This is a genomic window from Aquariibacter albus (genome assembly GCF_014145335.1).
GTDB classification, from domain to species: Bacteria; Pseudomonadota; Gammaproteobacteria; order Burkholderiales; family Burkholderiaceae_C; genus Aquariibacter; species Aquariibacter albus.
Map to the genome: position 1 here is coordinate 114284 of NZ_JACIVI010000004.1, position 11967 is coordinate 126250.

At 71.7% G+C, this 11967-nt stretch carries 14 protein-coding genes; 11 read left to right on the top strand and 3 right to left on the bottom strand.

Annotated features, from left to right (window positions below; genetic code table 11):
• The 9 genes from H4F90_RS11590 to pgi all read left to right on the top strand — a co-directional run bounded on the left by H4F90_RS11590 (position 1) and on the right by pgi (position 8223).
• On the top strand, positions 1-1467 hold the full coding sequence (locus H4F90_RS11590; RefSeq protein WP_182664738.1) for a glutamate synthase subunit beta: 1467 nt from the start codon (positions 1-3) through the stop codon (positions 1465-1467).
• A 131-nt stretch (positions 1468-1598) separates the two neighbouring features.
• Positions 1599-2444 carry an ABC transporter ATP-binding protein gene (locus tag H4F90_RS11595; protein WP_182664740.1) on the top strand — a complete coding sequence of 282 codons (846 nt, stop codon included), beginning with the start codon at positions 1599-1601 and terminating at the stop codon, positions 2442-2444.
• Between the two features lie 8 nt (positions 2445-2452).
• The gene (gene mlaE / locus H4F90_RS11600; RefSeq protein ID WP_407926184.1) at positions 2453-3223 is read left to right on the top strand and encodes a lipid asymmetry maintenance ABC transporter permease subunit MlaE; all 771 of its coding nucleotides are present in this window, start codon (positions 2453-2455) and stop codon (positions 3221-3223) included.
• Between the two features lie 22 nt (positions 3224-3245).
• On the top strand, positions 3246-3728 hold the full coding sequence (gene mlaD / locus H4F90_RS11605; RefSeq protein ID WP_182664745.1) for an outer membrane lipid asymmetry maintenance protein MlaD: 483 nt from the start codon (positions 3246-3248) through the stop codon (positions 3726-3728).
• Positions 3725-4456: an MlaA family lipoprotein gene (locus tag H4F90_RS11610; RefSeq protein ID WP_182664747.1), complete on the top strand. Its 732-nt coding sequence runs from the start codon at positions 3725-3727 to the stop codon at positions 4454-4456. The genes mlaD and H4F90_RS11610 overlap by 4 nt, the downstream gene beginning before the upstream one ends.
• Before the next feature lie 86 nt (positions 4457-4542).
• Complete coding sequence (locus H4F90_RS11615) at positions 4543-5172, top strand: MlaC/ttg2D family ABC transporter substrate-binding protein (RefSeq protein ID WP_182664749.1); 630 nt, start codon at positions 4543-4545, stop codon at positions 5170-5172.
• Positions 5156-5500 (top strand): STAS domain-containing protein, encoded by a 345-nt coding sequence (locus H4F90_RS11620; protein WP_328700914.1) that lies wholly within the window; start codon positions 5156-5158, stop codon positions 5498-5500. Before H4F90_RS11615 ends, H4F90_RS11620 begins: the two co-directional genes overlap by 17 nt.
• A gap of 42 nt (positions 5501-5542) precedes the next feature.
• A complete protein-coding gene (gene tal, locus H4F90_RS11625; RefSeq protein WP_182664753.1) occupies positions 5543-6499 on the top strand; it encodes a transaldolase in 957 nt (318 codons plus the stop codon).
• A 38-nt stretch (positions 6500-6537) separates the two neighbouring features.
• Positions 6538-8223 (top strand): glucose-6-phosphate isomerase, encoded by a 1686-nt coding sequence (gene pgi, locus H4F90_RS11630; protein WP_182664755.1) that lies wholly within the window; start codon positions 6538-6540, stop codon positions 8221-8223.
• 42 nt (positions 8224-8265) lie between these two features.
• Here pgi and H4F90_RS11635 read toward each other — a convergent pair whose 3' ends face one another.
• Complete coding sequence (locus H4F90_RS11635) at positions 8266-9483, bottom strand: M20 aminoacylase family protein (RefSeq protein ID WP_182664757.1); 1218 nt, start codon at positions 9481-9483, stop codon at positions 8266-8268.
• Positions 9484-9581: 98 nt separating this feature from the next.
• On the opposite strand from H4F90_RS11635, the gene H4F90_RS11640 reads away from it, so the two are divergent.
• On the top strand, positions 9582-10679 hold the full coding sequence (locus H4F90_RS11640) for an aminopeptidase (RefSeq protein WP_182664759.1): 1098 nt from the start codon (positions 9582-9584) through the stop codon (positions 10677-10679).
• Positions 10680-10693: 14 nt separating this feature from the next.
• Positions 10694-11011, top strand: a complete 318-nt coding sequence (locus H4F90_RS11645; RefSeq protein WP_182664760.1) for a polyhydroxyalkanoic acid system family protein — start codon at positions 10694-10696, stop codon at positions 11009-11011.
• Positions 11012-11031: 20 nt separating this feature from the next.
• On the opposite strand, the gene H4F90_RS15805 is transcribed toward H4F90_RS11645, so the two are convergent.
• Both H4F90_RS15805 and H4F90_RS11655 read right to left on the bottom strand, forming a co-directional pair.
• Positions 11032-11637, bottom strand: a complete 606-nt coding sequence (locus H4F90_RS15805; RefSeq protein WP_182664762.1) for an acyltransferase — start codon at positions 11635-11637, stop codon at positions 11032-11034.
• A gap of 74 nt (positions 11638-11711) precedes the next feature.
• On the bottom strand, positions 11712-11966 hold the full coding sequence (locus tag H4F90_RS11655) for an acyl-CoA-binding protein (RefSeq protein WP_182664763.1): 255 nt from the start codon (positions 11964-11966) through the stop codon (positions 11712-11714).
• Between the last annotated feature and the right edge of the window lies 1 nt (position 11967).

The window sequence follows — 11967 nt, forward strand, 5'->3', positions numbered from 1 at the left end:
ATGGGAAAAGTCACCGGCTTCCTCGAATTCGAGCGTCTTGAAGAGGGCTATGCCCCCGTCGAGCAGCGCGTCAAGCACTACCGCGAGTTCGTCATCGGCCTGGATGCCGACCAGGCCAAGATCCAGGGCGCGCGTTGCATGGACTGCGGCACGCCGTTCTGCAACAACGGCTGCCCGGTCAACAACATCATTCCGGACTTCAACGACCTGGTCTTCCAGGGCGACTGGAAGAACGCGATCACGGTACTGCACAGCACCAACAACTTCCCGGAGTTCACCGGCCGCATCTGCCCCGCGCCCTGCGAGGCGGCCTGCACGCTGAACGTGAACGACGATCCGGTGGGCATCAAGTCCATCGAGCACGCCATCATCGACCGGGCCTGGGCCGAGGGCTGGGTCACGCCCCAGCCTGCGGCGGTCAAGACCGGCAAGAAGGTGGCGGTCGTCGGCTCCGGCCCGGCCGGCCTGGCCGCGGCCCAGCAGCTGGCCCGCGTCGGCCACAGCGTGACGGTGTTCGAGAAGAACAGCCGCATCGGCGGCCTGCTGCGCTACGGCATCCCCGACTTCAAGATGGAGAAGTCGCACATCGATCGCCGCGTGGCGCAGATGGAAGCCGAGGGCGTGGTGTTCAAGACCGGCGTGCTGGTCGGCGCCTGGCCGGCCGACAGCAAGGTCACCAACGATGCCAAGACCGTCGTCACGCCCGAGGCCCTGAAGGCCGACTTCGATGCCGTGCTGCTGGCCGGTGGCGCCGAGCAGAGCCGCGACCTGCCGGTGCCCGGCCGTGATCTGGACGGCGTGCACTTCGCCATGGAGTTCCTGCCGCAGCAGAACAAGGTCAATGCCGGCGACAAGCTCAAGGGCCAGCTGCGCGCCGAGGGCAAGCACGTCATCGTGATCGGCGGTGGCGACACCGGCAGCGACTGCGTCGGCACCAGCAACCGCCACGGCGCGGCCAGCGTGACCCAGTTCGAGCTGCTGCCCCAGCCGCCCGAGCAGGAGAACAAGCCGCTGGTCTGGCCCTACTGGCCGATCAAGCTGCGCACCTCGTCCAGCCACGAGGAAGGCTGCGAGCGCGAGTTCGCCATCGCCACCAAGGAGTTCCTCGGCGAGAAGGGCAAGGTCAAGGCCGTCAAGACCGTCCGCCTCGAGTGGAAGGACGGCAAGATGGGCGAGGTGCCGGGCAGCGAGCAGGTGCTGCCGGCCGACCTGGTGCTGCTCGCCATGGGCTTCGTCAGCCCCGTCGCCAGCATCCTCGACAGCTTTGGCGTCGAGAAGGATGCGCGCGGCAACGCCAAGGCCGGGGTCGAGATCGACGGCGGCTACCGCACCGGGGTCGACAAGGTCTTCGCCGCGGGCGACATGCGTCGGGGCCAGTCGCTGGTGGTCTGGGCCATCCGCGAAGGCCGCCAGGCCGCGCGTGCGGTGGACGAATACCTGATGGGCGCGAGCACGCTGCCGCGCTGAAGGGGGCGGCGCCGGCCCTCCTGCGGGTGGGGTCGGACGCTGTTGTCCTGAGGCTGCACGGTCCCGGGGGGCTTCCCCTATCATCCGAAAGCCGGTGTCATGGACACCGGCTTTTGTTTCTTCCGGACCCGATGCACGAGCCCTCCCTGGCGTCTGCCAACGCCGCCACCCCGCATGTCGAGCTTCACAACGTCAGCTGCGGCTACGGCCAGCGGGTGATCCTGCGCGACGTGAACCTGGTGGTGCCGCGCGGCCAGGTGCTGGGCCTGATGGGCACCTCGGGCGGGGGCAAGACCACGGTGCTGCGCCTGATCGGCCGCCAGCTCCAACCCTTCAGCGGTGAAGTCCGCTTCGACGGCCAGGACCTGGCCCGCCTGGACGAGGACGGTCTCTACCGCGTCCGGCGCCGCATGGGCATGCTCTTCCAGCAGGGCGCGCTGTTCACCGACCTGTCCGTGTTCGACAACGTCGCCTTCCCGCTGCGCGAGCACACCGCGCTGGGCGAGGCCCTGATCCGCGACCTGGTGCTGATGAAGCTGCAGGCCGTCGGCCTGCGCGGCGTGCGCGATCTCATGCCCAGCCAGGTTTCGGGCGGCATGGCGCGCCGCGTGGCCCTGGCCCGCGCGATCGCGCTGGACCCGGAGCTCATCATGTACGACGAGCCCTTCGCCGGGCTCGACCCCATCTCGATGGGCGTGGCCGCGCGCCTGATCCGCGAGCTGAACCGCGCGCTCGGCGTGACCAGCATCGTCGTCTCGCACGACGTGCACGAGACCTTCGAGATCGCCGACCACATCGTCTTCGTCGCCAACGGCGGCATCGTGGCCCAGGGCACGCCGGACGAGATGCGCGCCACCGACGATCCGCTGGTGCGCCAGTTCATCGACGCCCAGGCCGATGGCCCGGTTCGATTCCACCAGCCGGCGCGTCCGCTGGACGAGGACTTCGGCCTGGCCGCGCGGGGGGGCGGCCAATGATCCGCGCCATGCTGGCCTCGATCGGCGGAGGCGTGCGCGGCTGGTTGGGCGGCCTGGGGGCGGGCGCCCGGCTCTTCCACACCCTGCTGCGCCTGGGCCCGGCCGCTTTCCGCCGTGGCCGGCTGATCGGCGAGCAGATCCACTTCCTCGGCAACCACTCGCTGGCGATCATCACGGTCTCGGGGCTCTTCGTCGGCTTCGTGCTCGGCCTCCAGGGCTACTACACGCTGCAGCGCTACGGCGCGGCCGATTCGCTGGGCCTGCTGGTCGCGCTGTCGCTGGTGCGCGAGCTCGGCCCGGTGATCACGGCCCTGCTGTTCGCCGGGCGGGCCGGCACCTCGCTGACCGCCGAGATCGGCCTGATGAAGGCCGGCGAGCAGCTCGCCGCCATGGAGATGATGGCCGTCGACCCGGTGCGCCGCGTGCTGGCGCCGCGCTTCTGGGCCGGCGTGATCGCGATGCCGGTGCTGGCGGCGGTGTTCTCCGCGGTCGGCATCTTCGGCGGCTGGCTGGTCGGCGTGGTGATGATCGGCGTCGACGCCGGCGCCTTCTGGTCGCAGATGCAGAGCGGGGTGGATGTGTTCTCCGACGTCGGCAACGGCGTGATCAAGAGCCTGGTCTTCGGCCTGACCGTCACCTTCGTGGCCCTGCTCCAGGGCTATGCCTGCCAGCCCACGCCGGAGGGCGTGTCCCGCGCGACCACGCGCACCGTTGTCGTCGCCTCGCTGGCCGTCCTCGCGCTGGATTTCATCCTGACCGCGATGATGTTCTCCCTCTGAACCGGATCTCCCGGGACGCCCCATGCAAGCCTCCAAACACGACGTCTGGGTCGGTCTCTTCGTGCTGATCGGCGGCGCGGCCCTGCTCTTCCTGGCGCTCAAGGCCGGCAACCTGCTCAGCCTGAGCTTCAGCCCCACCTACACCGTCACCGCCCGCTTCGACAACATCGGCGGCCTCAAGCCGCGCGCCGCGGTCAAGAGCGCCGGCGTGGTCGTCGGGCGGGTCGCCTCGATCGGCTTCGACGACGAGAGCTACCAGGCCAGCGTGAGCCTCGAGCTGCAGAGCGGCTACACCTTCCCGAAGGACAGCTCGGCCAAGATCCTCACCTCCGGCCTGCTCGGCGAGCAGTACGTCGGCCTGGAACCCGGGGCATCGGAGAAGCCGCTGGCCGCCGGCGACAAGATCAGCATGACCCAGTCCGCCGTGGTGCTGGAGAACCTGATCGGGCAGTTCCTCTACAACCGTGCCGCCGACAACAGCGGTCCCCAGGGAGGCCAGAAATGAATGCTGCAACGCTGACCCGTCTGCCGGCGGCCCTGGCCCTGGCGGCCACGCTGGGCGCCTGCGCGACGGCACAGAACCCCGACCCGCTGGAGCCGCTCAACCGCAAGGTCTTTGCCTTCAACGAGGCCCTGGACCAGGCGGTGGTCGAGCCCGCCGCGCGCGGCTACCGCGCCGTCACGCCGGAGATCGTCCGCACCGGCATCGACAACGTCTTCAGCAATTTCAAGGACCTCTGGTCCGCGATCAACAACGTGCTGCAGGGCAAGGGCGAAGCGGCCGGCAACGACTGGACCCGCTTCGTCACCAACACGACGATCGGCCTCGGCGGCCTGCTGGACTGGGCCACCCCGCTGGGCGTGCCGCGCCACAACGAGGACCTGGGCCAGACCCTGGGGCACTGGGGGGTCGGTCCGGGTGCCTACCTGGTGCTGCCCTTGTTCGGCCCGTCCTCGCTCCGCGATGCGGCCGACCTGCCCTTCACCACCTACTTTTCGCCCGTGGTCTTCACCGACAGCACGCTGGAAGCCGTCTCGGTCAGCGGCCTGCGCGTGATCGAGGTGCGCGCCCAGCTGCTGGACGCGGGCAAGCTGATCGACGACATCGCGCTGGACAAGTACAGCTTCGTCCGCAATGCCTACCTGCAGCGCCGCCGCAGCCTCGTCTACGACGGCGCCCCGCCCGACGCGCCGCAGGACGAGGAGCGCTACGACCTGCCGGCCAAGCCTTGAGGCTGCCTGTCCGCTGAACCTGGCGCCGCCTTCCCACTCTCACCGGCTCCGCCCGCGTCGCCGGGCCTGCACGACAAGGACTGCCCATGACCGTCTTCTCCCCCCTGCTGCGCTGGATCGCCCCGATGCTGCTGAGCCTCGGTCTGATGGGGCCGGCCGCCCAGGCCGACACCGGGGCGCCCGATGCGCTGATCAAGCAGCTGTCGACCTCGGTGCTCGACAGCATCAAGGCCGACAAGGGCATCCAGGCCGGCGATGTGCAGAAGGTGATGCTGCTGGTGGACCAGAAGGTCCTGCCCTACATCAACTTCCAGCGCATGACGGCCTCGGCCGTCGGCCGCAACTGGCGCCAGGCCAGCCCCGAGCAGCAGAAGCGCCTGCAGGAGGAGTTCAAGACCCTCCTGGTCCGCACCTACGCCGGTGCGCTGAGCGAGGTGCGCGACCAGACCATCGAGCTCAAGCCCCTGCGTGCCAAGCCCGAGGACACCGAAGTCATTGTGCGTTCCGAGGTGCGCGGCCGCGGCGAGCCGATCCAGCTCGACTACCGCATGGAGAAGGTCGACAGCGGCTGGAAGATCTACGACGTCAATGTGCTCGGCGTCTGGCTGGTGGAGACCTACCGTGCCAGCTTCGCGCAGGAGATCTCCGCCAGCGGCATCGACGGCCTGATCGCCAAGATGGCCGAGCGCAACAAGGCCCTTGCCAGCAAGCGCTGAGCCGCGGGGACCCGCCGTGCTGATGCTGCCCGAGACCCTGACCGAGGCCGAGGCCGAGGACGTGCTGCGCCTGGCCCGTCAGGCCCTCAAGCGCAGCCCGGCCGAGGAGGCCCTGCGGGTCGATGCCTCGGCCCTGGGTCGCTACGACTCCAGCGCCCTGGCCGTGCTGCTCGAAACCCAGCGCCTGGCGCGGGCCTGGGGTCGCGACTGCACGGTGGCCGGACTGCCGGCCCCGCTGGTTGAACTGGCGCGCCTCTACGGCATCGACGGCCTGCTCGCCCTGGCGGCCGGCCCGGTCGTCACCGGCCTGGAACCCGGCACGGCTTAGGATGAGGTTCTGCCGGCATGGGGCCGGCTTCCCGCCGCCGCCATGACCAGCCAGCTCGACCAGCTCAAGCGCCACACCATCGTCGTCGCCGACACCGGCGATTTCAGGCAGATCGCGGCCTATGCGCCGCGGGATGCGACGACCAACCCCTCGCTCATCCTCAAGGCGGTTCGCCAGCCCGACTACGCGCCGCTGCTCGCGCAGACCGTCGCGGCGCACCGCGGCGAGCCCCTCGATCTCGCGGTCGACCGCGTGCTGGTGCGCTTTGGCTGCGAGATCCTGGCCGTGGTGCCCGGCCGCGTGTCCACCGAGGTCGATGCCCGCCTGAGTTTCGACGCGGCCGCGACCCAGGCCCGCGCCGAGCGGCTGATCGCGATGTATGCAGCCGAGGGCATCGCCCGCGAACGCGTGCTGATCAAGATCGCCGCCACCTGGGAAGGCATCCAGGCGGCCCGTGCGCTGGAGGCCCGGGGCATCCACACCAACCTGACCCTGCTCTTCGCCTTCTGCCAGGCCCAGGCCTGCGGCGAGGCCGGCGTGCGGCTGATCTCGCCCTTCGTCGGCCGCATCCACGACTGGTACAAGAAGGCCGCCGGCCCGGCCTGGGATGCGGCGGCCCAGGCCGGCGTCAACGATCCCGGGGTGCAGTCGGTGGCGCGCATCTGGCGCCATTTCAAGGCCCATGGCGTCGCCACCGAGGTGATGGGGGCCAGCTTCCGCAACGTCGGCCAGATCCTTGCTTTGTCGGGCTGCGACCTGCTGACCATCGCCCCCGAGCTGCTGGCCGAGCTGCAGGCGGCACCGGCCGAGCCCGGGGCCGCGCCCGCGCTGGATGCCGCCACCGTGCCGCCCGCCACCGCGCCCGCGCCCCGCCTGGACGAAGCCGCTTTTCGCTATGCGCTGAACGAAGACGCGATGGCCACCGAGAAGCTCGCCGAGGGCATCCGTGCCTTCGCCGCCGACGCGGCCAAGCTCGACGCCATGATCCTCGCCCTCTGACCGCCCCGGCCCGTCCCGGGCCGCTGCCGACCCCGCCGATGCAGACGAACGACTCCTCCCTGCCGCCCCGCGGCGACCGCACCCCCGCCTGGTCCGAGCTGGCCGCCTTGCAGCACACGCGGGGTGCCGGTTTTGAGCTGCAGGCGGCCTTCGCGGCCGATCCGCAGCGTGCCGCCCGCTACACCGTCGAAGCGCCGGGCCTGCGCGCCGACCTTTCGAAGCAGCACTGGGACGAGGCCATCCATGCGCAGCTGCTCGCCCTGGCCGAGCAGGTGCAGCTGCCGGCCCGGCGGGCCGCGCAGTTCGCCGGGCAGATCGCCAACCCCACCGAAGGCCGGCCGGCCCTGCACATGGCGCTCCGCGCGCCGCGCGGTGCGGGCGGGCCGTTCGAGGCCGAGGTGCACGGCGTGCTCGATCGCCTGCTGGCCTATGCCGAGGGCGTGCGGGCCGAGGCCGATGCCGGCGTCGGCCCCGGCGGGCGGCCGCCGATCCGCCACATCGTCAACCTCGGGATCGGCGGCAGCGACCTGGGCCCGCAGATGGTCGTGCCGGCCCTGCGGGCGCACAGCCATCCGGGCCTGAGCCTGCACTTCGCCGGCAATGTGGACGGCCACGACCTGCTGCCCCTGCTGGCGCGTCTGAAGCCCGAGGAGACGCTGTTCATCATCGCTTCCAAGACCTTCACCACCCAGGAAACCATGGCCAATGCGCGGCTGGCCCGCGCCTGGTTCCTGGCCGAGGGCGGCCACGACATCGCGCGCCACTTCGTCGCGACCACCACGAACGTGAAGGCGGCGGCCGAGTTCGGCATCACCACCACCTTCGGCTTCTGGGACTGGGTGGGGGGGCGCTACTCTCTGTGGAGCGCCATCGGCCTGCCGATTGCCCTGGCCCTCGGCGAGGCCGGCTTCCGCGCGCTGCTGGCCGGTGCCCACGCGATGGACCGCCATGCGGTCGAGGCACCGCTGGCCGGGAACCTGCCGACCCTGCTCGGCCTGCTCGATGTCTGGCTGCGCAACTTCCAGGGCTGTCCCAGCCGCAACCTGGCGCCCTACCACCAGGGGCTGGCGCGTCTGCCGGCCTGGCTGCAGCAGCTGGAGATGGAAAGCAATGGCAAGGGCGTGGACCTGGCCGGCGAGCCGCTGCCTTTCGCGACCAGCCCGGTCGTCTGGGGCGAAGCCGGCACCAATGGCCAGCACGCCTTCTTCCAGATGCTGCACCAGGGCACGGACACGGTGCCGGTGGAGTTCATCCTTGTGCGCGAGCCTGCCACCGGCGTCGAGCGTCTCAAGCCCGCCACCGCCGCTGCCCTGGCCCCGCTGCTGGCCGAACAGCAGCGCATGCTGCTGGCCAACGGCCTGGCCCAGGCCCAGGCCCTGATGCTCGGCAAGACCGCCGAGCAGGCCCTGGGCGAGACCGTGCCGACCGCCGCGCCCGACCAGGCGCCGGAGCTGATCGCCCGCCACCGCCGCTTCCCCGGCAACCGGCCCAGCACCCTGCTGATGCTGGCGCGGCTGGACCCCTGGCACCTCGGCGCGCTGCTGGCGATGTACGAGCACCGCGTCTTCACCAGCGCGACGGTCTGGGGCATCAACCCTTTCGACCAGTGGGGCGTGGAGCTGGGCAAGAGCCTGTGCAATGCCCTGCTGCCGCGCCTGGGCAGCGGCGACACCACGGGCCTGGACGGCTCCACCGCCGCCGCGCTGGACTGGCTGCGCGGCTGAGCCGGGGCGCGGGCGGGGGCCGCTCGGCCCGCGCGCTGCGGATCAGGCGGCCTGCGGCGCGAGCCAGCGTTCGGCCAGGGCCAGCCAGAGCCGTGCGCCGACCGGGATCAGCCGGTCGTTGAAGTCGTAGCTGGGGTTGTGCAGCATGCAGGGCCCCAGGCCGTGGCCGGCCTCGCGGTGGCCGCCGTCGCCATTGCCCAGCACGAAGTAGGCGCCGGGCTTGGCCTGCAGGAAGAAGCTGAAGTCCTCGGCCCCCATGGTCGGCTCGAAGACCAGGGTGCGTTCGGGGCCAACCACCTCTTGCATCACCTCGCGCAGCAGGGCCGTCTCGGCCGGGTGGTTGACCGTCGGCGGGTAGTTGCGGTGGAAGGCGAAGTCGCAGCGCGCGCCCCAGGCCGCGCACAGGCCTTCGGCCAGTTCGCGCATGCGGCGCTCGATGAGGTCCAGCACCTCGGTCGTGAAGCTGCGCACCGTGCCCTGCAGCTCGCAGCGGTCGGGGATCACATTGCTGGCCTCGCCGGCCTTGAGCATCGTGACGGAGACGACACCGGTGTCGATGGGCCGCACATTGCGCGCGACGATGGTCTGGAAGGCCTGGATGAGCGCGGCCGCCACCGGCACCGGGTCGATGCCCAGGTGGGGCATGGCCGCATGGGCGCCCTTGCCGTGGATCGTGATGCTGAACTCGTTGCTCGACGCGAAGCAGGGTCCGTCGCAGACGGCGAAGCTGCCCTCGGGCAGGCCGGGCCAGTTGTGCAGGCCGTAGATGGCATCCATCGGGCAGCGCTCGAAGAGGCCGTCGCGCATCATCTCGCGCGCGCCGCCGCCGCCTTCCTCGGCCGGCTGGAAGACCAGGTAGACCGTGCCGTCCAGGCGTCCGGCCGCGGCCGCGTCGCGCAGCGGCCGCGCAGCGGCCAGCAGGGTGGCGGTGTGGCCGTCGTGGCCGCAGGCATGCATGCGGCCGGGGTGGCGGCTCGCATGCGCGAAGGTGTTGCGCTCGGTCATCGGCAGCGCGTCCATGTCGGCCCGCAGGCCCAGGCCGCGCGGCGAGCTGCCGCCCCGGATCACGCCCACCACGCCGGTCTTGCCCAGGCCACGGATCACCGGAATGCCCCAGCCTTCCAGCGTGCTGGCGACCCGCTCGCTGGTGCGCTCCTCCTGGAAGCTCAGCTCCGGATGGGCATGCAGGTCACGGCGCAGCGCGGTCAGGGCCGGCAGGTCCGCGTCCAGCGCGGCAAGCACGGGGTCGGGGGTGGACATGGTTCGCAGTTCGGCTGGAAGCTCGGTCATCGTAACCCCGGCCCGTGACCGCGGACCGGCGTGGGGCCGGACGGGGGCATGCCATCATCCCGGCCGCCATGCCCAAGCGACGGCTCACCCGACTGCTGCTGCTGGCGAGCCTGCCCGTGCTCGCCGGCTGCGAGACGGCGGGCTACTACGCGCAATCCATCGGCGGCCATCTGGCCCTGCTGCGGGCAGCACGACCCGTGCCCGAACTGCTGGCCGACCCGGCCACCCCGGCCGACTTGCGCGAGCGCCTGCAGCGCAGCCAGCAGATGCGCGACTTCGCGGTGCGCGAACTCGCCCTGCCGGACAACGCCAGCTACCGCCGCTACGCCGCGCTGGACCGCCCGGCCGTGGTCTGGAACGTGGCGGCCGCCCCGCCGTATTCGCTGGAGCTGCGCCGCTGGTGCTTCCCGGTGGCCGGCTGCGTCGGCTACCGCGGCTACTTCGACCGCGCCGCTGCCGAAGCCGAGGCCGCCCGCCTGCGCGAGGCCGAGGGCCTGGAGACGGTCGTCCTGCCGGTGCCGGCCTACTCCACCCTCGGCAAGCTGCCGGGCGACTGGTTCGCCGACCCGCTGCCCTCCACCCTGATCCGCTGGCCCGAGCCCGAGCTGGCGCGGCTGATCTTCCACGAGCTGGCCCACCAGCGCCTCTACCTGGGGGGCGACACGGCCTTCAATGAAAGCTACGCCACGGCCGTCGAGCGCCTGGGCGGTGCGCGCTGGCTGGCGGCCGAGGCCGGCGCCGAGGCCCGCGCAGCCGATGCCGCCTTCGAAGCCCGGCGGGAGGCCTTCCGCGCCCTGGTCGCCCGCTACCGCGCCCAGCTCGATGTGCTCTACCGCACCGGCGGCCCGACCGCGCGCCTGGCCGCCGACAAGGCCCGCCTCTATGCCGCACTGCGGGCCGAGCACGCTGCCCTGCGCGACGGCGCCTGGGGCGGCGACCGCCGCTACGACGCCTGGTTCGCGCGGGCGAACAACGCCCTGCTCGGCCTGCAGGCCGCCTACTTCGGCTGGGTGCCGGCCTTCGAAGCCCTGTTCGCGCGCGAAGGCCGGGATTTCGCGCGCTTCCACGCCGCCGTCGAAGCCCTGGCCGGCTTGCCGCCGGCCGAGCGCGAGGCCACACTGCGCGCCCTCATGCCGCCCGAGCCGGCGGCGCCCCTGACCCCCTGACCTGCAGCCCGGCCATGCCCGTCCTTCACATCCGCCGCTCCCATGCCCTGGGCCTGGACCGGGCCCGCGAACTGGCCGCCCGCTGGACCGCCGAGGCCGAGGCCCGCTTCGGCATGCGCTGCAGCCCGCAGCCCGGCGAGGGCGCCGACATCGTGCGCTTCCAGCGTTCCGGCGTGCAGGGCGAGCTTCGGGTGGCCGCCGACTGTTTCAGCCTGGAGGCCCGGCTGGGCCTGGTGCTGGGCGCTTTCGCGCCGCGCATCCAGGCTGAGATCGAGGCCAATCTCGACCAACTGCTGGCCGGGGAAGCCGGCCTGCCGCCCGCGACCCCCTGAGCAGGCCCGGCCGGGCCCGCTCAGCGCCGGTCCGGAAAGAAGTGGGCGACGCGCTGCCGGACCAGCTCGGGTTCCAGGGTGGCGTCGAAGCCGCTGGCGCCGCGCTGGCGGATCAGCGTGGCCCAGGGCAGGGTGTCGGTCTCGGCCTTCAGGCGGGCGTGGTAGTCGTCGAAGCGCCCGATCACCCGGGCCGGCACGCCCCCGACGATCGCGCCCTCGGGCACGTCCCGCGTGACGACGGCGCCGGCAGCCACGATCGCGCGCGGCCCGATCGACACGCCGCGCAGCACGATGGCGCCGTGGCCGATGAAGACATGGTCGTGCACGACGATGCGCCCGACGGCGTCGACCGCCTCGCCCCCGAGCTGCGAGAACACGGCGGCCGAGGCGTCATGCCCGATCAGGCTGCAGTCGGACAGCACCACATTGCTGCCGATCCAGACATAGGCCGGGTCGGTGATGTTCGCGCCGAGGTTGATGTGCACCCGCTCGCCGATGTGCCGCAGGCCGCCATGCGCCCGCAGGAACTCGACATGCTCCGGCACCGTGCGGACGGCGAGCCGGCGGTAGAGCGGGACGAAGCGGCCGTGGCGAAGGGCGAGATGGCGCAGGAGGCGTCGCAGCATGGGCTGGAAGGAAGCAGGGGGCGGGCCAGGCCAGCGAGCAGGGGATGGGCGGGGGCCTGGGGGCGGCGGCAGGCTCAGCGCAGCGCGTCCACCCGCTCGATGTACTGCTGCATCGCCGCCTCGGCGCTCAGGCCCTTGAGCTCGGCCCAGGCATCGAACTTGGCCCGGCCGACGAAATCGGCGAAGCCCGGCCGCTCGCCCTCGGCATCGCCGGCCGTGGCCTGCTTGTAGAGCGCGTAGAGCTGGAGCAGGGTGGCGTTGTCGGGCCGCTCGCTGAGTTGCTTGGAGGCGGCAACCGCCTGTTCGAAGAGGGTGCGCAGATCGGCCATG